At 66.6% G+C, this 19,512-nt stretch carries 18 protein-coding genes and 1 pseudogene; 12 read left to right on the top strand and 7 right to left on the bottom strand.

Going from position 1 to position 19,512, the window contains the following annotated elements; translation table 11 throughout:
* Nucleotides 1–9: 9 nt before the first annotated feature.
* Entirely contained in the window at nucleotides 10–969 is a 960-nt protein-coding gene (locus SUTH_RS00755; protein ID WP_041096326.1) for a Gfo/Idh/MocA family protein, read from the bottom strand.
* Here SUTH_RS00755 and SUTH_RS20295 point away from each other — a divergent pair.
* From SUTH_RS20295 to xerC, 5 genes and pseudogenes are all read left to right on the top strand, one after another.
* Nucleotides 941–1,842 (top strand): annotated as a pseudogene (locus tag SUTH_RS20295) (lysophospholipid acyltransferase family protein). The gene SUTH_RS00755 and the pseudogene SUTH_RS20295 overlap by 29 nt on opposite strands.
* Nucleotides 1,839–2,699: an LpxL/LpxP family acyltransferase gene (locus tag SUTH_RS00745; RefSeq protein ID WP_041096324.1), complete on the top strand. Its 861-nt coding sequence runs from the start codon at nucleotides 1,839–1,841 to the stop codon at nucleotides 2,697–2,699. Before SUTH_RS20295 ends, SUTH_RS00745 begins: the two are co-directional and overlap by 4 nt.
* Nucleotides 2,700–2,747: 48 nt before the next feature.
* Nucleotides 2,748–3,590 carry a diaminopimelate epimerase gene (gene dapF / locus SUTH_RS00740; RefSeq protein WP_041096322.1) on the top strand — a complete coding sequence of 281 codons (843 nt, stop codon included), beginning with the start codon at nucleotides 2,748–2,750 and terminating at the stop codon, nucleotides 3,588–3,590.
* 10 nt (nucleotides 3,591–3,600) lie between these two features.
* Nucleotides 3,601–4,251, top strand: a complete 651-nt coding sequence (locus tag SUTH_RS00735) for a DUF484 family protein (protein ID WP_041096320.1) — start codon at nucleotides 3,601–3,603, stop codon at nucleotides 4,249–4,251.
* A 152-nt stretch (nucleotides 4,252–4,403) separates the two neighbouring features.
* Nucleotides 4,404–5,309 carry a tyrosine recombinase XerC gene (gene xerC / locus SUTH_RS00730; RefSeq protein WP_269450465.1) on the top strand — a complete coding sequence of 302 codons (906 nt, stop codon included), beginning with the start codon at nucleotides 4,404–4,406 and terminating at the stop codon, nucleotides 5,307–5,309.
* A 130-nt stretch (nucleotides 5,310–5,439) separates the two neighbouring features.
* Here the strand turns inward: xerC and SUTH_RS00725 are convergent, their stop codons facing one another.
* The 4 genes from SUTH_RS00725 to fliA form a co-directional block, all read right to left on the bottom strand.
* The gene (locus SUTH_RS00725) at nucleotides 5,440–6,573 is read right to left on the bottom strand and encodes an HD-GYP domain-containing protein (protein WP_171817291.1); all 1,134 of its coding nucleotides are present in this window, start codon (nucleotides 6,571–6,573) and stop codon (nucleotides 5,440–5,442) included.
* A 139-nt stretch (nucleotides 6,574–6,712) separates the two neighbouring features.
* Complete coding sequence (locus tag SUTH_RS00720) at nucleotides 6,713–7,039, bottom strand: AzlD domain-containing protein (protein ID WP_041096315.1); 327 nt, start codon at nucleotides 7,037–7,039, stop codon at nucleotides 6,713–6,715.
* Nucleotides 7,036–7,743, bottom strand: a complete 708-nt coding sequence (locus SUTH_RS00715; RefSeq protein ID WP_041096313.1) for an AzlC family ABC transporter permease — start codon at nucleotides 7,741–7,743, stop codon at nucleotides 7,036–7,038. The genes SUTH_RS00720 and SUTH_RS00715 overlap by 4 nt, the downstream gene beginning before the upstream one ends.
* Nucleotides 7,744–7,756: 13 nt before the next feature.
* The gene (gene fliA, locus SUTH_RS19840) at nucleotides 7,757–9,139 is read right to left on the bottom strand and encodes an RNA polymerase sigma factor FliA (RefSeq protein WP_197539626.1); all 1,383 of its coding nucleotides are present in this window, start codon (nucleotides 9,137–9,139) and stop codon (nucleotides 7,757–7,759) included.
* A gap of 161 nt (nucleotides 9,140–9,300) precedes the next feature.
* Here fliA and SUTH_RS00700 point away from each other — a divergent pair, with 161 nt between their 5' ends.
* The 3 genes from SUTH_RS00700 to SUTH_RS00690 are packed head-to-tail and all read left to right on the top strand — an operon-like array spanning nucleotide 9,301 to nucleotide 10,616.
* The gene (locus tag SUTH_RS00700) at nucleotides 9,301–9,525 is read left to right on the top strand and encodes a hypothetical protein (protein ID WP_041096311.1); all 225 of its coding nucleotides are present in this window, start codon (nucleotides 9,301–9,303) and stop codon (nucleotides 9,523–9,525) included.
* Between the two features lie 12 nt (nucleotides 9,526–9,537).
* Complete coding sequence (locus SUTH_RS00695; RefSeq protein WP_041096309.1) at nucleotides 9,538–10,287, top strand: N-acetylmuramoyl-L-alanine amidase; 750 nt, start codon at nucleotides 9,538–9,540, stop codon at nucleotides 10,285–10,287.
* The gene (locus SUTH_RS00690; RefSeq protein WP_041096307.1) at nucleotides 10,287–10,616 is read left to right on the top strand and encodes a cupin domain-containing protein; all 330 of its coding nucleotides are present in this window, start codon (nucleotides 10,287–10,289) and stop codon (nucleotides 10,614–10,616) included. Before SUTH_RS00695 ends, SUTH_RS00690 begins: the two co-directional genes overlap by 1 nt.
* Here SUTH_RS00690 and SUTH_RS00685 read toward each other — a convergent pair.
* Nucleotides 10,606–13,293, bottom strand: a complete 2,688-nt coding sequence (locus SUTH_RS00685; RefSeq protein ID WP_231851072.1) for a cation-translocating P-type ATPase — start codon at nucleotides 13,291–13,293, stop codon at nucleotides 10,606–10,608. The two genes, SUTH_RS00690 and SUTH_RS00685, sit on opposite strands and share 11 nt — an antisense overlap.
* A gap of 83 nt (nucleotides 13,294–13,376) precedes the next feature.
* Nucleotides 13,377–14,540 (bottom strand): hypothetical protein, encoded by a 1,164-nt coding sequence (locus SUTH_RS00680; protein WP_041096305.1) that lies wholly within the window; start codon nucleotides 14,538–14,540, stop codon nucleotides 13,377–13,379.
* A 143-nt stretch (nucleotides 14,541–14,683) separates the two neighbouring features.
* Between SUTH_RS00680 and SUTH_RS00675 the strand changes: the two genes are divergently transcribed.
* The 4 genes from SUTH_RS00675 to SUTH_RS00660 are packed head-to-tail and all read left to right on the top strand — an operon-like array spanning nucleotide 14,684 to nucleotide 19,443.
* Entirely contained in the window at nucleotides 14,684–16,618 is a 1,935-nt protein-coding gene (locus SUTH_RS00675; RefSeq protein ID WP_052473001.1) for an AsmA family protein, read from the top strand.
* Between the two features lie 10 nt (nucleotides 16,619–16,628).
* Entirely contained in the window at nucleotides 16,629–17,594 is a 966-nt protein-coding gene (locus SUTH_RS00670) for an ROK family protein (protein ID WP_041096303.1), read from the top strand.
* On the top strand, nucleotides 17,579–18,262 hold the full coding sequence (locus SUTH_RS00665; RefSeq protein ID WP_197539625.1) for an MOSC domain-containing protein: 684 nt from the start codon (nucleotides 17,579–17,581) through the stop codon (nucleotides 18,260–18,262). Before SUTH_RS00670 ends, SUTH_RS00665 begins: the two co-directional genes overlap by 16 nt.
* A complete protein-coding gene (locus SUTH_RS00660; protein ID WP_041096299.1) occupies nucleotides 18,259–19,443 on the top strand; it encodes an MFS transporter in 1,185 nt (394 codons plus the stop codon). Before SUTH_RS00665 ends, SUTH_RS00660 begins: the two co-directional genes overlap by 4 nt.
* Nucleotides 19,444–19,512 lie beyond the last annotated feature (69 nt).

Below are 19,512 nucleotides of genomic sequence, written 5' to 3'. Positions count from 1 at the left end.
GGAATGGCTTCAGGAAAGTGAATTCTGGCGGGCGGCGATCATGCGGTCGATTTCCAGCGCGATGGCCAGCGCGTCGCGGCCCTCGCGGCCGCTGACCACCGGCGGAGTGCCGTGGCGCACCGCGGCGACGAAAGCGACGATCTCCGTCATCAGCGCGTCGCCGGGTGGTTGCTGGAAGGTCTCGGTGTCGAGTGGCGGCTCGCCTTCAACCAGCGCCTCGCGCTTCCTGCTGATGCCGATACGGCGGTCGCCGAAATCGATCGAGATGTACTCGTGGTGCTGGAACACCCGCAGGCGGCGCAGGCTGGCGGTCGAGGTGCGGCTGGCGGTAAGGTTGGCGACGCAGCCGTTGGCGAATTCGATGCGCGCGTTGGCGATGTCGATGCCGTCGGTCAGCACCGAAACGCCCGAGGCGCGCAGGTCGGCGACCGGGCTGCCTACCAGCGGCAGGATCAGGTCGAGGTCGTGGATCATCAGGTCGAGCACCACCGAGACGTCGATGCCGCGCGCCTTGAACGGCGCCATGCGATGGGCTTCGATGAACACCGGCCGCGTGATCTTGTCCTTAACCGCGAGCCAGGCCGGATTGAAGCGTTCGAGATGGCCGACCTGCAGCACGAGTTTCTTCGCATCGGCCAGCGCGACCAGTTCGTCGGCCTGCGCCACGGTGACGGTGATCGGCTTTTCCGCCAGCACATGCACGCCGGCCGCGAGGCAATCACGCGCCACGGCGTGATGCGTTTCGGTGGTGCTGGCGACCGACACCAGATCGACCCGGCCAGCGTCGAGCAGTTCGCGGTAATCGGTGAAGGCGGCAACGCCAAGTTCCTTCGCCACGCGCCGCGCGGTTTCCGGATGGGCATCGACCACGCCGACCAGCTCGACATCCGGCAGCGAGGCGTATTTTTGCGCGTGAAAGCGCCCGAGATAACCGACGCCGATGACGGCGGCACGAAGGGGAGTGGACATGGGCGATAATTCTACTTGCTTTCATTCCCGTCATTCACCGATGGCCGCCCTGTTCCGCCTACTCTCGCGCCTGCCGCTACCGCTGCTGCACAACCTCGGCGCCCTTTCCGGTTGGCTGGCGTGGCTGCTGTCGGGCACCTACCGGCGCAACTTTTCCGCGCACATCGCCCAGGCCGGCATGATCGAAGCAAAGACGGCCGCGATTGCCGAGGCCGGCAAGGCCCTGCTGGAGTTGCCGAAGATCTGGCTGCGGCCGCAGGACGAAGTGGTCGCGCGCGTGGTCAAGGTCTCCGGCTGGGATCTGGTCGAAGACGCATGGCGCACGGGGCGCGGCATCCTGTTCCTGACGCCGCATCTGGGCTGTTTCGAGATCACCGCGCAATACTACGCAGTGCGCAAGCCCATGACCGTGCTCTACCGCCGGCCGAAGCAGGACTGGCTGGCGCCGCTGATCGAGGAAGGTCGCGGCGCGAACCTCAAGCTGGCCCCTGCCGACCTGTCCGGCGTGCGGCGCCTGCTGAAAGCGCTGAAGAGCGGCGAGGCCGTCGGCATGCTGCCCGACCAGGTGCCCGGCAAGGGCGAAGGCGCCTGGCTGCCTTTTTCGGTCGTCCCGCCTACACCATGACGCTGGCGGCGCGCCTGGCGGAAACCGGCGCCACGGTGCTGCTGGCCTATGCCGAGCGCCTGCACTACGGCGCCGGTTACCACCTCAAGCTGTTCCCGCTGTCTGCACCGCTGGCAGGCGACCTCGCGCAGCGCGCGGCGCAGCTCAACCGCGAACTCGAAGTGCTGATCCGGCAATGCCCCGAGCAATACCTGTGGGGCTACAACCGCTACAAGGTGCCCTCCGGCGCCGAGCCGCCGCCAGCATGACTCGACTTTTCCTCGCCCTGATGTGGCTACTGCACTGGCTTCCCTTGCCGCTGCTGGCGGCGCTCGGGCGCGGCCTGGGGCTGCTGCTCTATGTGCTGGTCGGCGAACGCCGCCATGTCACGCTGACCAACCTCGGCCTGTGCTTTCCGCATCTCTCGCCGGCCGAAAAGTCGGCGCTGGCGAGACGGCACTTCATGGCCTTCGGTCGCAGTTTCCTCGAGCTCGGGCTCTGGTGGCACGCCTCGCCCGAGCGCATCCGGCGCCTGGTCAGGCTCGATGGCGGCGAGAGGCTGGCGGCGTACAAAGACAGGCCGGTGATCCTGCTCGTGCCGCATTTCGTCGGTATCGACGCCGGCTGGATCAGGATCGCGCTGGAGCATGGCCTGGTGGCGATCTACACGCGACAGAAGAACCGCGTCTTCGAAGCCGCGATGAACGGCGGCCGATTGCGTTTCGGCAATTGCGAACTGGCCTCGCGCCAGGAAGGCACGAGGAAGGCGCTCAAGGCGATGAAGGGCGGCCGCTTCTTCCACTATTCGCCGGACATGGACTACGGCCCGAAGGAATCGGTCTTCGTGCCTTTCTTCGGCGTGCAGACCGCCACCATCACCGGCCTCGCGCGTCTTGCAAAGCTGACCGGGGCGACCGTGATCCCGGTGGTCACCCGCATGGCCGGCTCTGGCTATGTCGCAACCGTGGGCGAACCGTGGGGCGATTTCCCCGGCGCTGACGAACTGGCCAACGCGCGGCGCCTCAACGCCTTCATCGAGGCCGAAGCAATGAAATCGCCCGAGCAGTACTACTGGCTGCACAAGCGCTTCAAGACGCGTCCGCCGGGGGAACAAGGGGTTTATTGACCCCAATTTCCGAAAGTCGGCGCTGGCGATACGGCGTATTCTGGCCGGATGAAGATACGCTTCACCAAGATGCACGGCCTCGGCAACGATTTCGTCGTGCTCGACGCCATCAACCAGAATTTCGTGCCGACGCCGGAGCAGGCGCGCTGGCTCGCCGACCGCCACTTCGGCATCGGCTGCGACCAGTTGCTGGTGGTCGAGAAGACCGATACGCCCGGCGTCGATTTCCGCTACCGCATTTTCAACGCCGACGGCGGCGAGGTCGAGCAATGCGGCAACGGCGCGCGCTGCTTCGTGCGCTTCGTCCATGAGCAGGGCCTGACGCAAAAGCGCGAAATCCGCGTCGAGACGAAGTGCGGGATCATCGCGCCGCGCCTCGAAGCCGACGGCCAGGTCAACGTGGACATGGGCGCGCCGCGCTTCCTGCCGGCCGAGATTCCCTTCGACAGCGCGACCGATGCCGTGGTGCAGCCGCTCATGGTCGGCGATGCGACGATCGACATCAGCGTGGTCTCGATGGGCAACCCGCATGCCGTGCAGGTGGTGGCCGATGTCGATGCCGCGCCCGTGGCGCAACTCGGCCCGCTGATCGAGGCGCATCCGCGCTTCCCGCGCCGGGTCAATGCCGGCTTCATGCAGATCGTCGACCGCCATGCCATCCGCCTGCGGGTGTACGAGCGCGGCGCCGGAGAGACCCTGGCTTGCGGCACCGGCGCCTGCGCCGCCGTGGTCGCCGGCATCCGCCGCGGCCTGCTGGATTCGCCGGTGCGCGTCGCCACACGCGGCGGCGAGCTGTCCATCGCCTGGGGCGGCGCAAACTCGCCAGTCATGATGACCGGCCCGGCGACCACCGTATTCACCGCTGAAATCGAACTCCCGAACAACCTCTGAAAGCCCTGACATGAAATCGGAAGACGTCGCCCGCTACCTCCACGATCACCCGGAATTCTTCGACCAATACGCCGAAATGCTGACCCTGGTGACCCTGCCCGATCCGCACAGCGGACGCGCCATCTCGATCACCGAGAAACAGTTGTTCACGCTGCGCGACAAGGTGCGCACGCTGGAGGCCAAGCTGGCCGACCTGATCGGCTTCGGCGAAGAGAACGACTCCATTTCCGACAAGGTGCATGGGCTCGCCGTGGCGCTGATCTCGGCCCCCGATCAGGCGGCCGTGGTGCGCGCCCTGTACTCGCACCTCGGCGGCGCTTTCGCCGTGCCGCATGTGACCCTGCGCCTGTGGGGCGCGGGCCAGGGCGACGGCCACGAATTCGACGCCGTCGCCGATACGGTCAAGGCCTTCACCTCCGGCCTGCCGCGGCCCTATTGCGGCACCGTGACGGGGCAGGAGTCGCTGGCCTGGTTCGGCGACGCCGCGACGCATCTGCGCTCGATGACCCAGGTGCCGCTGCGCGAATCCGGTGGCGTCTGCTTCGGCCTGCTGGTGATGGCCAGCGAAGAGCCGCACCGCTTCTACCCGGAGCTCGGCACGCTGTACCTGGAACGCATCGGCGAGATGGCCTCGGCGGCGCTGCTGCGGGTCTCCAATTGAGAGCGTGTGAAAAAACATTTCACCGCGGAGGCGCAGAGAACGCAGAGTAAGTCTGCGTCGATATCGGTTGGTTATCAGAGCTTTCCTCTGCGACCCCTCTGCGCCTCTGCGCCTCCGCGGTAAGGTTTTCGATGAACTCGCAGCTTCCAGCCATGAGCAGCTCGGTCGAGAACTTTCTCGCCGAGCTTGCGATACAGCGGCGCGCCAGCCCGCACACGCTCGACGCCTATCGCCGCGACCTCGCGCGCCTGACCGCGCTGGCCGCCGGCAGCTCGCTGCCGGCGCTGAAGACGCCGCAACTGCGGCGCGGCCTGATGCAGCTGCATGCGCAGGAACTGGCGCCGCGCTCCATCGCCCGCACGCTGTCGGCCTGGCGCAGCTATTACACCTGGCTGGCACGGCGCGGCGTGATCGCCCTCAATCCGGCCGACGGCCTGCGCGCGCCGAAGCGCGTGCGCGCGCTGCCCAAGGCGCTGGGCATCGACCAGGCGGCCGCCCTGCTCGACCGGTCGGCGACAGTCCCAAACACGAGTTTGGCAAATGACCCGCTGCAGGTGCGCGATGCGGCCATCTTCGAGTTGTTCTATTCCTCCGGCCTGCGCCTGTCCGAACTGGTCGGCCTCGACTTCCCCGGCGGGCTCGACCTGGCGGCGGGCGAAGTCACCGTCACCGGCAAGCGGCGGAAGACGCGCACCGTGCCGGTCGGCGACAAGGCGATCGCCGCGCTGCGGGCCTGGCTGAAACTGCGCCCGCACTTCGTGCGCGACGACCAGCCGGCGCTGTTCCTCGGCCGCAACGGCACGCGCCTGACGCCGAGGCAAGTGCAAGGCCGCCTCGCGCAATGGGCGCAACGGCAGGGCGTCGGCGTGCACGTTCATCCGCACATGCTGCGCCACTCGTTTGCCTCGCACGTGCTGCAATCCTCGGGCGACCTGCGCGCGGTGCAGGAAATGCTGGGCCACGCCAGCATCGCCGCGACGCAGATCTATACCCATCTCGATTTCCAGCATCTGGCGAAAATCTACGACGCCGCGCATCCGCGGGCGAAGAAGACTTAACTAGACACATTGTTCGAAGTCTCGGGTAATGGATGCGCGCAGCGGAAGGGGGGCGGGCGACCAATTCGCCCTTCGCGTTTGTCATCTTCGGCGGGTGGCGCTCGGTGCCATGAGCGGCCATGGGCCTGCTTCAGGCAAGCTTTGCGTCCTTGCCCCAGATGCTCGCCATCCGGATCGGAATCTTGAGCTTGTCGATCGTCAGGACTTCTTCGATGGCGAAGTCGGCCAGGTGCGTCTTGCGATGGGACGCCACCTCGAGCTGGGCGCCGCCGCGACTGATGACGGCATGCACGGCGGGCGTATCGGGCCCATTGCCCGCGCCGGTGACTACCGCGACCTCCGCGGTCTTGAGGCGCACCAGGGTGCCGAGCGGATAAATGCCGACGAGACGGATCAGCGTGGCGGCAACGACGGGATCGATCTTCTGGCCGTGCTTCAGGTAGAGATCCCGCACCGCCGTATTCGGCTTGTGCGGCGGGCGGTAGCCGCGGACCGACACCATCGCGCAAAAGCGGTCGGCGAGGCCGATGATTTTTGCGCCCATTTCGGTCGCGTCTCCCGCAAGACCCGCCGGATAACCCGAGCCGTCGATGCATTCGTGGTGCTGGCGAACCAGGGCGAGCCACTTTTCGTCGGTGACGCCCAGCTTCGCCAGGCGTTCGACGCCGAGCTCCGGATGCCGCCTGATCATGGACATCAGCTTGTCGTTCAATGCGCCGGGAATCGCATCGACCTTTTCCTGCACCTCGTACATCCCCAGGTTCATGGTCAGGGCGGCGGCCACGATGAGCTGTTGCGCCGCGTCGTCCAGGGACAGCTCCCTGGCCAGGAAATGACTCAGGATCGCCACGTTGATCGGATGCCTGACCCGATAATCCGCGTCCTGCATCAGCAGGATCGACGCCAGGCTCACCGCGCCGTGCGACTCGCTGGCGTTGCGCACGGCCTGAACCAGCTTCTCCATGCGGGGGGCAAAGCCGTCGCCGCTCTCGGAGGAGTGGGCAAGGATGCTTGCCAGAATCCGTCGCGCATCGACGATCTGCTGCAGCGTGCTCGACTTTTCGTCAATCGCGGCGTCATGGCCCCGGCCGGCATCCGGCTCTTCCTTGTGCGCGAAGAGCCCGCTGTCGATGAGCCGGTCGATGGCCTTCTGGCTCGGCACGGTCTCGCCGCGGCGCAGCAGCAGGACGCCATCCTGATCATAGGCATCCCACGGTATGGGCTGGCCGACACTCAACTCGCTCTTGCTGATTCGCTGCTTCATCAAACCCAACCCTCCTGTCATGCACAAGGAGACGGGCCGAAATGCCGCGGCCATTCGCGATGGTATTACTTCTGGGGGAGAGTTTCACCTCTTCGGAAGCTTGATCAGGTGGCGTCTTCCGCCCCTGTTCCCGTCTTGCCTAGCCGCCGATCAGCGCGCGCAGCCCGAGCAGCACCGCCATGCCGGCGACGAAGGGCAACCAGGGGTTGCGCCACAGCAGCGCCGCCGCAACGGCGGCAATCACGCCGGCAAGTTTCGGATTGAGCGGCGCAAAATCGCCCGAGACCACCAGCACGTCCGGCGTGACGATGGCCGCCAGCGCCGCTGCCGGGGCATAACGCAGGGCGCGCTGCAGCACCGAGGGCAGGCGCACCCGGCTGCCGAGGACGATGAAGCTGGCGCGCGGCAGCGTCGTCGCCAGACCGATCAGGACAAAGCTCAGCCACAGGGTCGCCTCGGCGCTCATGCGGCTTCATCCTTCCGGCTCCAGTGCTCGGCGGCAAAACCGGCGCCGATGCCGACCACGATGGCGACGATCAGCCCGAGGCGCAGCGGCATGCCGCGCAGGAGTATCGCCGTCGCGCCGCTGCCGAGGGCGGCCACCAGCATGGGCCGCTGCTTCGCCAGCGGGATCAGCAGCACCAGCAGGGCGATGGTGGCCATGAACTCCAGCGACCAGTGTTTCGGGATCGAACCCGCGGCAAATACCCCGATCAGGGCGAAGACCTGCCACAGCAACCAGGACCAGACCGAGGGCGCGAGGTAGTAGCCGAGCCGCCAGCGCGGATCGTCGACCTTCAGCATCTTCTCCAGGCAATTGGCGAAGACGCCATCGGTCAGCAGGTGTCCCGCAAGCCAGCGCGTCGGCGTGCCGACGCCGCGAAAGCCTTGCGCGATGGCCGCGCTGAAAATGACGAAGCGCAGGTTCAGCGCCAGCGCCGTGACCACGATCAGCCACAGGGGCACGCCGGCCGCGATCAGCGGCAGGGTGCCGAGCTGGGCGGTGCCGGCAAAGACGATCAGGTTCATGCCCATCGCCTGTGCGGGCGTAAAGCCGGCGCTGATCATGGCCATGCCGGTAACCAGTGCCCATGGAATCAGGCCGACGGACATGGGCAGGAAGCTGCGGAAGCCCTCGCGGGCACCGAGGCGGAACGAAGAAGCGGGCATGCCGGGGGCCGAACTAGGCGGAACGGGCCTTGCGGCGCGGCGCCAGTACCGAGCGTTCCGGCTCGCCGCCGATCACGGCAACGCGCAGTCGCGCGATGGCCTGCGAATGAATCTGCGACACGCGGCCTTCGCTGATGTCCAGCAGTTCGCCGATCTCGCGCATGGTGCGGCCTTCGCCGTAGTAGCGCGCCACCACTGCCTGCTCCTGGTCGGGCAATGCGCCGAGCGCGCCACCCAGCGCCGCGCGAAAGGCGGCGCGTTGCAGCACCACCAGCGGATCCTGCTGGCTGCTGGCGCATTGTTCGAGATAGTCGCTGTCCGCGTCGCCGCCGAGATCATCCAGCGAAATCAGCGAATAGCCGTGGGATTCCTGCAGCAAACGTTGATACTCGGCAATGGGCATGCCCAGGGCATCGGCGACTTCCCCCTCGCGGGGAGCCCGGCCCAGCCGGTGCCCGAGCTGATGGATCGCGACTTCGACCCGGCGCATCTCGCGCCGCACCCTGCGCGTGCCGCCGTCGGTGGCGCGCAAGCCGTCGAGCATGGCGCCGCGCACCCGCTGCGCAATGTATTTCTCGAACTGGCGTTCCGTCACTTCCCGACTGGAACGGATCACGGCATCCATCAGGCCCAGCAGGCCATCCTGGATCAGGTCTTCCGTCGCGACACTGGACGGCAAGCCTTTCGCCAGGCCCTGCGCGATCTGCCTGACCATCGGCGTGTGCCTGGCGATCAGCTGCCGGCTTTCGGCATCGCTCATTTCGCGCGGCCGGGCGCCGTCGCCGCGCAGCGCTTCGCCCAGCGAGGGATCGGACAGACGCGCGGCATGATAGACCCGCAGCGCGACCTGCGCGTCATTGGCGGCGTAGAGCATCTGCCGTTCGGTCAGGCGCGGATTGCCCCAGTTCGACGTGGTGGTCCTTTTCGACTTCTGCAGCCGCTGGCCGAAATACTTCGCCACGGCGGTCTTGGCGCCGAGCGTGTGGTGGCGTTGCTCGCCGCGCAGGACACGGGAGAGATCGAGAACGCCTTGCGCCTCGATACCCAGACGCGATCGCAGTTGCGCCAGGTCGCTGTCAAGGCCGAAGCCCACCTTCAGGATCCGTTTCGCTTCGAGGATCGCCTTCATGCCGGCCGGATCGACCAGGCGGTCGACCTGGAAAAGGTAGACCCGCGATTCCGTGGCAAGCTGGATCAGGTGCGGTCCGGTCGAGGCTTCGCCCTTGTTGAAGGTCGGCTTCGATTCCGTATCGAAACCCATGACCTCCTGCGCCAACAGGACCCGCAGGGCTTCGGCAGCCGCTTCCGCGGAGGCCACCAGCACCACGTCGGCAATGGCGATGCCCTGATAGAGGGGCAGTTCAGCGGCAAGGCCGATGTCCGGAGAAGTATCCAAAGTGTATTCGCAAGTCAAAAAATGGGCGCCGCACCTTGGCGCCATGGAACAAGCCGGTTGCGCTGGATGGCCGGCCCGGGCTTTTGCCTGATTGAAGTCTATAGGATCATTGTCGCAACTCGGTTTACAATTACGGCTTCAACTTGTACGAGTTCCCGGGCATGGCTGAAACCGCTTTTTGCTACCACTGCCGCCAGCATCATCCGAAATCGGAAATGCGCCAGATCGAAACCAAGGCAGGCAAGCGCTGGCGCTGCATCCGCAGCATCGAGGCCACCCGCCAGGGCCAGGCCGCACGTGAAGCCTATGGCCGCCAGGTATCCGAAATGAACAAGTCCGAGGCGCAAAGTCGCGCGCGACTCAGCAAGCCGATCGTCACGACCTGACGAGCGCCGCCCATGCGCTGCGGGCTTGCCGTCCTCCTGCTTGCAGCACTCGCGGCCTGTGCCCCGCTGCCTTCCGGCCAGGGGCGCGGCGCCAGTTGGCAACCCTCGCCGAACTTCGACCAGCGCCGGCCCAACTTCGTCGTCCTGCACCAGACCACCAATGACACCGTGGCACGGGCGATGGTGACATTGACCGATCCCCAGCGCCGCGTCAGCGCCCATTACCTAATCGGCCGTGACGGCGCCGTCATGCAGCTGGTCGACGAAGCGGCGCGCGCCTGGCATGCCGGTGAATCCTGGTGGGGCGGTCTGACCGACCTCAACTCGGCATCGATCGGCATCGAACTCGACAACACCGGCGCAGAGGAATTCGCCGACGCGCAGATCGTCGCCCTGCTCTCCCTGCTCGACGAGTTGCGCACGCGCTACCGCCTGCCGGCAGCCAACATCCTCGGCCATGGCGACATCGCGCCGACGCGCAAGGTCGACCCGAGCCGGTTGTTCCCCTGGCAACGATTGGCCGCGCACGGTTTCGGCCTGTGGTGCGATACGCCACCCGCGGTCGCGCCAGCCGGCTTCGACGCAGTGCTGGGCCTGCAGGCGCTGGGCTATGACACCACTGCGCCGGCCGCCGCGCGCGCAGCCTTCCGCCGCCATTTCCGGGGCAGCGATGCGGATGGCGAGCTGGCGCCCGACGACCAGGCTTTGCTGCATTGCCTGCTGCAAAGGAAGGCGCTGCGCGAAGCGCCGCAAAGCGATTGATGGCGGGCAATATCCTTGCCGGCCTGCCGGCCGAACCCGAGGCCAGCGAACGCATCGAAACCCTGCTGGCGCGGCCCGGCGTGCGCATCGAGCGCATCGTCTCCACGGGCCAGGCCAGCCCGCCGGGTTTCTGGTATGAACAGCCGGAAGCCGAGTGGGTCTTGCTGGTCAGCGGCGCAGCGCTGCTGCGCTTCGAGGATGAGGCGGCAGCGCGCCATCTGAGCGCCGGCGACTGGCTGCTGATCGAGCCGATGCGCCGTCACCGCGTCGAGTGGACCGCGGCCGATGCGCCGACGGTCTGGCTGGCGGTGCACTACCTCAGGGACTGAGCCTGCGCCTCAGCCAGGCCTTGCGCATTTCTTCCAGCGCCCACATCAGCGCCGCACCGACCAGCGCCAGCAGCCAGACCTCGGCGCCGATCGCGGCCGTGCCGAACAGCCATTGGCCGGGCGGGGTGTAGATGATGAACAGGATCACCGCGAGCTCCGCCGCGAGCCCCATCAGGATGTAGCGGTTGCCGAAGAGCCCGAGGGCGAATGCCGATTTGGAAGGGTGGCGGCACAGCACGACATTCATCATCTGCATCACCACGATGGTCGCCAGGCAGGCCGAGGTTGCCTGCAGGTAGAGCGGATCGGTGCGGTCGAGGTTGACGCCCCAGGTCCAGCCGGCGGCGTTGAGTACGACGAAGAACACCGCCATCGCCGCCGCCGCTTCCAGCACGCCGAGGAACAGGTAGGCGCGAGCCAGCAAACTCCATGACAGCAGGCGCTCGTGGCGCGCCCGCGGTGGGCGCTGCATCACGCCGGGATCGGGCTTCTCGGCGCCCAGGGCCAGCGCCGGCAGCATGTCGGTGCCGAGGTCGACGGCGAGGATCTGGATGATGGTCAGCGGCAGCGGAATGCGGAACAGGACGAAGGCGAGGTAGGGCACCAGTTCCGGAATGTTCGAACTCAGGATGTAGGTGAGGAACTTGCGGATGTTGTCGAACACCGCGCGCCCTTCCTCGATCGCGGCGACGATGCTGGCGAAGTTGTCGTCGAGCAGGATCAGGTCGGCGGCCTCCTTGGCCACGTCGGTGCCGCCGATGCCCATGGCAATGCCGATGTCGGCGGTCTTCAGCGCCGGCGCGTCGTTCACGCCGTCGCCGGTGACGGCGACGATCTCGCCCTTCTTCTGCAGGGCCTGGACGATCAGCATTTTCTGCTCGGCGGCGACGCGGGCGAAGATGATCTCCTTCGCGTCGAGCGCCAGCTGCAATTGCGCCGGCGAGATCGAGCGGAGCTGGTCGCCACTGATCACCATCGGGTTTTCGGTTTTCACCATGCCGATCCGGCGCGCGATCGCCAGTGCCGTCTGCGGATGGTCGCCGGTGACCATGATGATGCGAATGCCGGCCGTGGCACAGCGCGCCACCGCCTCCGGCACTTCCGGTCGCGGCGGATCTTCCAGCCCGACCAGGCCGGAGAGGATCATGCCGTGCTCTTCGCCTGGCATGCCATCGGGGACTGCGACATGCGCGAAAGCCAGCACGCGCAGCCCGGCCTCGGCCATCTGGCGCTGCGCCGCCAGCAGGCGGGTTCGCACCACCGGATCGAGCGGAACAAGGCCGGCGTCGAACTGCACATGACCGCAGGCGGCGATCACCGTTTCCGGCGCGCCCTTGCAGTAGAGCATGCGGCCCCGCGGCGTTGCGCACAGTACCGACATCCGCTTGCGGTCGGTGTCGAAGGGAATTTCGTCAATGCGCCGGTAGGCGGCCAGTTCGCCGGTCATTTGCCGCCCGATGCTCGCCAATGCCGCTTCCATCGGGTCACCCAGCAGCTTGTGGCGGCCGTTCGCCTCGACGATCTTCAGGTTGTGGCAGAACGCGGCATTGGCGAACAACTCGCGATTGTCTTCGCGCAATCGCGCTTGCCCTGCCAGATCGCCGACATCGAGGAAGCCACCGCCCAGCCACAGGCGCTGCACCGACATGCGGTTCTGCGTCAGCGTGCCGGTCTTGTCGCAGCAGATCGTGGTGGTCGACCCCAGCGCCTCGACCGCCGGCAGGTGGCGCACCAGCGCATTGCGCCTGGCCATGCGCTGCGTCGCCATGGCCAGCGACAAGGTCACCGTCGGCAGCAGGCCCTCCGGCACGTTGGCGACGATGATGCCGATCGCGAACAGCAGGTTCTCCAGGGGAGGCAGGCCCACGGCCTGGCCGACGAAGTACAGCACCACGCCCATGCCAGTGGCGAGCACCGCGACGATGCGCGACAGTCGCGCAATCTCGCGCTGCAGCGGCGAGGACCCGGTGCCCGCCGTTTGCGTCAGGTGGGCGATGCGGCCGAACTCGGTGCGCATGCCGGTGGCGTAGACCACCGCGCGCGCCTCGCCGGAGACCACCGAGGTGCCGGCCAACACCAGGTTCCTGGCATACACCGGCGAGTCTTCGGTGCTCGCCTCTGTGGTGCGCGCCTTGGGCAGCGATTCGCCGGTGATGGTGGCCGTGTTCACGCGCAGCGCTAAGGTTTCGATCAGGCGGCAGTCGGCCGGCACGAAATCGCCTTCGGCCAGCAGCACGACGTCACCGGGCACCAGGCCGCTGGCGAGCAGTTGCGTCACCTCCCCGCCGCGCAACACCTGCACCTTCTGCGGCAGCAACTGGCGCAGCGCGGCCACGGCCTTCTCGGCCTTGTATTCCTGCCAGAAGGAAAACACGCCATTGACGATGATGACGCCGACAATCGCCACGCCGAGGCGGGCCATGCCCTGGCCCGGATCGAAATGCTCCGCAAGAAACGCCAGCGCGGCGCCGATCCACAGGATGATGGCAAAAAAGTGGGTGAACTCGCGGGCGAAGCCGATCAGCAGGTGCTCGCGGCCCACTTCCTCGACATGGTTGGGGCCGAATTCCGCCAGCCGCCGCGCCGCTTCGGGCCCAGCGAGGCCGGCGGCCGTGGTGTTCAGGCTGGCGAGGGCTTGCTCGACGCTGAGACCATGAATATGCATGAGATCAACCACCGCTCGACCGCGTTGGCCGTCATCGGCACTCACCAATGACGCCGCGGCGCTTCGTGATTGATTATGCGCCGGTTTTTCGCCCGTTATCGAGCCGCCCAGCTGGGCGTGGCGATGCCTTCGCCGAGGTCGGCTTCGACCAGCCGGCGGCGCACTTCCAGCAGCTGGGCGATCAGCGCCGGCTCGGCTCGGCCGTAGGCATCGGCGTCGGGCGTGCGCTTGACCACCACGCCGAGCAGTTCGGTGATCGCGTTGCCGATCGAGTTCTGGCTGATGGTGACGATGAGCTTGCCGGCGTCATTGCGGTAGATCAGCTGCTTGAAAGCCGGTTGCCAGCGGATCGCGTTGGCGTACTTGGCGTCGGTGATGCAGCGCTCGCGCACCATCTTCGCCGTCTTGAGGAAATCGTTGTTGAACTGCAGCTTGTTCTCCACCAGCTCGGGGAAGTTGATGTCGCGCGGCATGGCCGCGTTGCGCGTCGACACCTGGCTGAAGAAGCTGCGATAGAAATCGATGAAGCCCTTGAGCAGGGTGTCGTATTCCTTCCAGAAGCGCACCTCCTTCAGCGCCGCCGCCCCACCCTGGATCTCCCAGCTCGGCAGGCCCTGCGGATAGCCGGTCAGCGCAATGCGGCTGGCACCCTCCTCGCACGGGCGGAGGATTTGCAAGTCGAGGCCGGCGAAAAAGGCGCGGTAGACCTCGCGCATGTGCGCCTGGAACAGCGAGTGCTGGCCGCCGTCGGTGAGGTTCGGGTTGTCGGCGTCGGCCAGCGGCGCCATGCGCAACCCGGCCTGGTCGAAGACGATGAAATGGTTGTGCAGCATGCGGATGCTCGGCACGCCGGGCGAGGTCAACGGCCAGGTGGCGTCGAGGCTGGCTTCGCCGGCCAGCACCAGATGCCGCGCCGGGTCGGGGTAGCGCTCCAGCATGTAGTCGATGACGATCTGGTTCATGCGGTTCCAGACGTTCTTCACCGGCTCCGGCACCTGCGTGCGCCGCACCGGGCGGCCGAGCGGATCGAGGATGCTCTGCGAGGTGTTGTAGATGATCGAGGCGTCGAACTCGTTGCTGTGGCCGAGCGCCTTGCGGTAGAGCAGCAGGCCCTCGGGGTTCTGCAGCAGGCCGTTGTTGTGCACCAGGTCCTTGAGGTTTTCGGCGCTGTTGAAGAACTCGTTCGGCTTCATCCCCTCCGGCACGTCGAGCGGGATCGGGCGGAACGGGGTGAGGATTTCCCTGGGGCCGGTTTGCATGGCAGGCAGGATAGTTCGGGGTATGCGCCGTGGCAAATCAGGAATGATTAGGGGGGCATCAATTCCCTGAACCCGCCGCTCGTCGAGGCGGCGAGCGCTCCGTCTGCTACTCTTGGCGTTCGCCACAAGGAAAACCTGCTTTCATGAAAGTACTCCGCATTCTCGGCATCACCCTTGGACTCCTGCTCGCCCTGCTCGCCGCGGGCGTCGGCGTGCTGTACGCATTGTTCGACGGCGAGAAGATCAAGGCCGAAGCCAGCCGTACCGTGCTGGAGAAAACCCAGCGCAGGCTCGACATCGCCGGCACGCTGGAACTCTCGATATGGCCGGATGTGAGCATCAGGGTGGGCCGCCTGACGCTGTCCGAGCGCGGCGGCAAGGAGGAATTCCTCGCACTCGACTCGGCGCGCGTCGCGGTGGCGGTGATGCCGCTGCTGTCGAAGCAGGTGCGGGTAAGGCGCATCGAGGTCGATGGCCTCAAGGCGACGGTGGTGAAGCGGAAGGACGGCACGCTCAACATTGCCGACCTCATGGGCGGCAATGAGGAAAGGTCGAGAGTCGGCGCTGGCGGTACGGCGAGTACGCCGTTGCAGATCGACATTGCCGGCATCAAGGTGGCGAATGCGCAATTCACCTGGCGCGACGAGAAGAGCGGCGGCACCGCGGCGCTTTCCAGGCTCGATTTCGGCACCGGGCGCGTGCAGGCCGACAGCGCGAAGCAGGCATTGGCCATCGACGCCCTGTCCCTCGCCGCGACGTTTGCGGACGGCGCCAGCACGGCGGCGGTCAAGCTGGGACTGTCGGCCATCGATGGCAACGCACAGGACTTGAAAATCGGCAAGCTGACCCTAGACCTCGACGCGAAGTCGGGCGAGACGGCACTCAAGGCCCATCTTGATTCGCCGGTGGCGGCGAAGCTCGCGGCGCAGACATTCGCGCTGGAACAGATCGCCGGCAGCATCGACCTGGCCAATCCGCGGATGCCCATGAAGCAGCTCAAGCTGCCACTCGGCGGCAGCCTGCGCGCCGACCTGGCGCAGCAGACGGCGGCGCTGGAACTCGCCACGCAGTTCGACGAATCGAAGATCGCAACGAAATTGAGGGTGGCGAAATTCGCGCCGCTGGCGCTGGGTTTCGACCTCGACATCGACCAGCTCAACGTGGACAAATACCTGCCGCCGAAGCAGGCCGAGGACAAGGCGGCAAAAGAGGACAAACTCGATTTCTCGGCGCTCAAGGGCCTCGACGTGAATGGCGCGATCCGCATCGGCGCGCTGCAGGTGTCGAAGCTGAAACTGGCGAAGCTGAACGCGAAGATCGCCATCGCCGGCGGCCGCCTTGATGTTTCGCCGCTGACGCTGAACCTCTACGAAGGCGCCGCCAGCGGCAGCCTGTCGCTCAACGCGGCGGGAAACAGCCTCGCCCTCAAACAGAATCTTTCCGGCATCAGCATCAACCCGCTGATGAAGGACCTCGCCGACAAGGACCTGCTGGAAGGGCGCGGCACTGTGGCGCTCGACGTCACCAGTCGCGGCGACAGCGTCGCGGCGATGAAGAAGGCGCTGGCCGGGTCCGCCGCGGTGAGCCTGAAAGACGGCGCGATCAAGGGCATCAACCTGGCGCAGAGCCTGCGCGACCTGAAGGGCAAGCTCGGCGCAAAGCAAGATGAAACCCAGCAGGCGAAGGCCGGTGACCAGACCGATTTCTCCGAACTCACCGCCTCGCTGAAAATCGCCAACGGCATCGCCCGCAACGACGACCTCGCCATGAAGTCGCCCTTCCTGCGCCTTTCCGGCGCCGGCGACATCGACATCGGCGGCGGGCAGATGAACTACGTCGCCAAGGCCAGCGTGGTCGGCACCAGCGCCGGCCAGGGCGGCAAGGAGGTCGACCAGTTGAAGGGCGTCACCGTGCCGGTGCGCGTCAGCGGCCCGTTCGACAAACTCGCCTACCAGATCGAGTTCGGCAGCCTGGTGTCGGACGCAGCCAAGACCAAGGTCGAAGCGAAGAAGGAAGAGGTCAAGGCCAGGGTCGAAGAGAAAGCCAAGGACAAGCTCAAGGGACTGTTCGGAAAATGAGCAGGCCCTGATGCGGATCGGCGTCGATCTCGGCGGCAGCAAGATCGAAATCATCGCGCTCGGCGACGGTGGCGAGGTCTTGCTGCGCGAGCGCGTGGCGACGCCGCAAGGCGATTATCGAGGGACGCTGAATGCGGTGGCGGGTCTGGTCTCGGTGGCCGAGTCAAGAGTTACGTCCCTGCGCACTTGCGCCAGGGACGGTATCCACCCGGACGGCGCTTGCCGGCCCGCGAAGCGGAATCCCCGGCAGACAGAGTCCGGTACGGCGAGTGTCGGCGTCGGCATTCCCGGCGCGGAATCGCTGGACACCGGCCTGATCAAGAACGCCAACTCGACCTGCCTGATCGGCCAGCCGCTCAAGCGCGACCTGGAGGCGCTGCTGCAACGCGAAGTGCGCATCGCCAACGACGCGAACTGCTTTGCGCTGTCTGAAGCGGCGGATGGCGCGGGCGCGGGCGCGCGAGTGGTGTTCGGCGTGATCCTCGGCACCGGCGTCGGCGGCGGCATCGTGGTCGACGGCAAGCTGCTGACCGGTGCCAATGCGATTGCGGGCGAATGGGGCCATAACCCGATGCCGGGCGAGTACCACAAGGACGCTTGCTATTGCGGACGCAAGGATTGTATTGAGCTGTACCTCTCCGGACCCGGCCTCGCGGCCGACCATCGCCGTGTCACCGGCGCCGACTTTTCGGCACTCGATATCGCGCGGCATGCCGCGAATGGCGACGCAGCGTGCGAAGTCACCCTGCAACGCCACGAAGCGCGCCTGGCGCGCGCGCTGGCGCAAGTCATCAACATCCTCGACCCCGACGTGATCGTGCTCGGTGGCGGACTTTCAAACATGGAACGACTTTACGAAAACGTGCCGCGCCTGTGGGGCGAACATGTCTTTTCCGATCGGGTGGCGACAAAACTTCTCAAGCACCGGCACGGCGATTCCTCCGGCGTGCGCGGCGCGGCGTGGTTGTGGCCATGACGCTGGCGGCGACCCTCGACGGCCTGTTCATCGGGCGCGTGGCGCAACTGGCCGGCGACAGCCGCAGCAGCGCGATCGTCAAGACTGCCACGCGCGAGCCCTGCCTGCTCACAACGGAAGGCCTGGCCGGCGATGAGCAGGCCGACCGTCGCGTGCATGGCGGCGCGCAGAAAGCCGTGCATCTCTATCCGGCGGAACATTACGCGCGACTCGCCGCCGCCTTTCCCGAGGCGCGTCACATGGTCCCCGGCGGCCTTGGCGAAAACCTGTCCACGCGCGGCCTGACCGAGGCCACTGTCTGCATCGGCGATGTCTTCCGCATCAACGCGGCGCGCCTCCAGGTCTCGCAACCGCGTTCGCCCTGCTGGAAAATCGACCACCATGCCGGCGTCGACGGCATGGTCGCGCTGATTGTCGCCGAACGCCTCAACGGCTGGTATTTTCGCGTCCTCGCCGGCGACCGGATCGCCGCCGGCGACACGCTGGAACTCGATTCGCGGCCGGCCGGCGCGGTGACGCTCGCCGAATACCTCGACGTGCTGCACGCCGCTCGGCCGCCGCTGGAACAACTGCTGCGTATTGCCGCGGCGCCCGGGCTCAGCCCGGACAAGAGGCAGCGGCTCGAAGAACGCGCCGAATGGCTGCGCAGCAACGGGAGCGATGAATGAACCTGTGGCTGCGAATTTTCCTGCCCTTCGCCGCGGGCTATTATTTCTCCTACTTCCTGCGCAACGTCAATGCCGTCATCGCGCCGGAACTGACGCGCGAGCTGGGAGTCTCGGCCGCCGACCTGGGCTTGCTGACCAGCGCCTACCTGCTCGCCTTCGGCGCCGTGCAGTTGCCGCTGGGCCTCGCACTCGACCGCTACGGCGCGCGCCGCGTCGAAGCCTTCCTGTTGCTGATCGCCGCCGCCGGCTGCGCGCTGTTCGCCGCCGGCAACTCGCTCTCCGAACTGGCAGTGGCCCGCGCGTTGATCGGACTAGGTGTGTCGTCCTGCCTGATGGCCTCCTTCAAGGCCTTCAGCCAGTGGTTCGGCATCGAACGGCAGGCTTCGCTCAATGCCGCCATCATGGCCGCGGGCGGCCTCGGCGCGCTCACCGCCTCGACGCCGCTGGCGTGGGCGATTCCCCAGTTCGGCTGGCGCGCCGTGTTCGTTGCGCTGGCCATTGCCGGCGCGGCCGCCGCCGTCGCCATCTTCAGCACGCCGGACAAGACCGGCAGCGCGCACGCCGAACCGCTGCGCACCCAGCTCGCCGGCCTCGTCGAGATCCTCACCAGTCGCGCCTTCTGGCGCTATGCGCCGCAATCGACGCTGATCGTCGGCGGCTTCCTGGCATTGCAGGGATTGTGGGCGGTGCCCTGGCTGATGAACTTCGCGGGCCTGCCGCGCGCAGCCGCCGCCCATCACTTGCTGCTGATGGGCAGCGGCATGCTGATCGGCTTTCTCGGCATCGCCTTCGGCGTCGCGCCGCTGGCGGCGCGCGGCGTGACGCCGCTGCGGCTGTTGCAGGCCGGCATGGGGATCGGTCTGCTGGCGACCTTGCTGATCGTGCTCGGCGCCGAACCCGGCGAACCCTTGTGGTTCATCTTCGGCCTGGTTTTTTCGGCCGGCAACCTCGCCTACGCGCTGTTGCAGGGCCACTACGGCGCAGCACTGGCCGGCCGCGTCAACACCGCGCTGAACCTGATGGTATTCGTCGGTGCCTTCTTGATCCAGTGGGGATTCGGCGCGGTGGTGGATGGCTTGCAGGCCGGCGGTTACGCCACGCGCGACGCCTACCAGGCGACGTTTGCCGGGCTGCTGGCGCTGCAGGCGGCAAGCTGGCTCTGGTTCCTGAGGAAAGCCTAGGGAAACGCTGAATAAGGTACAAACGCCGTGAACGATTTCTTTGTCATGGAGTCAGACAAAGGGTTGTGA

The organism is Sulfuritalea hydrogenivorans sk43H (assembly GCF_000828635.1).
Classification (GTDB): domain Bacteria; phylum Pseudomonadota; class Gammaproteobacteria; order Burkholderiales; family Rhodocyclaceae; genus Sulfuritalea; species Sulfuritalea hydrogenivorans.
This window is presented reverse-complemented; position numbering and strand designations above follow the sequence as displayed.

What these genes read in the sequence shown, in the direction of transcription:
- SUTH_RS00715 (WP_041096313.1), bottom strand. Translation starts at nt 7,743, where the DNA reads ATGCCCGCTTCTTCGTTCCGCCTCGGTGCCCGCGAGGGCTTCCGCAGC.
- SUTH_RS00660 (WP_041096299.1), top strand. Translation starts at nt 18,259, where the DNA reads ATGAACCTGTGGCTGCGAATTTTCCTGCCCTTCGCCGCGGGCTATTAT.
- SUTH_RS00670 (WP_041096303.1), top strand. Translation starts at nt 16,629, where the DNA reads ATGCGGATCGGCGTCGATCTCGGCGGCAGCAAGATCGAAATCATCGCG.
- SUTH_RS00690 (WP_041096307.1), top strand. Translation starts at nt 10,287, where the DNA reads ATGGCGGGCAATATCCTTGCCGGCCTGCCGGCCGAACCCGAGGCCAGC.
- SUTH_RS00720 (WP_041096315.1), bottom strand. Translation starts at nt 7,039, where the DNA reads ATGAGCGCCGAGGCGACCCTGTGGCTGAGCTTTGTCCTGATCGGTCTG.
- SUTH_RS00700 (WP_041096311.1), top strand. Translation starts at nt 9,301, where the DNA reads ATGGCTGAAACCGCTTTTTGCTACCACTGCCGCCAGCATCATCCGAAA.
- SUTH_RS00695 (WP_041096309.1), top strand. Translation starts at nt 9,538, where the DNA reads ATGCGCTGCGGGCTTGCCGTCCTCCTGCTTGCAGCACTCGCGGCCTGT.
- dapF (WP_041096322.1), top strand. Translation starts at nt 2,748, where the DNA reads ATGAAGATACGCTTCACCAAGATGCACGGCCTCGGCAACGATTTCGTC.
- SUTH_RS00680 (WP_041096305.1), bottom strand. Translation starts at nt 14,540, where the DNA reads ATGCAAACCGGCCCCAGGGAAATCCTCACCCCGTTCCGCCCGATCCCG.
- xerC (WP_269450465.1), top strand. Translation starts at nt 4,404, where the DNA reads ATGAGCAGCTCGGTCGAGAACTTTCTCGCCGAGCTTGCGATACAGCGG.
- SUTH_RS00735 (WP_041096320.1), top strand. Translation starts at nt 3,601, where the DNA reads ATGAAATCGGAAGACGTCGCCCGCTACCTCCACGATCACCCGGAATTC.
- SUTH_RS00745 (WP_041096324.1), top strand. Translation starts at nt 1,839, where the DNA reads ATGACTCGACTTTTCCTCGCCCTGATGTGGCTACTGCACTGGCTTCCC.
- SUTH_RS00675 (WP_052473001.1), top strand. Translation starts at nt 14,684, where the DNA reads ATGAAAGTACTCCGCATTCTCGGCATCACCCTTGGACTCCTGCTCGCC.
- SUTH_RS00755 (WP_041096326.1), bottom strand. Translation starts at nt 969, where the DNA reads ATGTCCACTCCCCTTCGTGCCGCCGTCATCGGCGTCGGTTATCTCGGG.
- SUTH_RS00725 (WP_171817291.1), bottom strand. Translation starts at nt 6,573, where the DNA reads ATGAAGCAGCGAATCAGCAAGAGCGAGTTGAGTGTCGGCCAGCCCATA.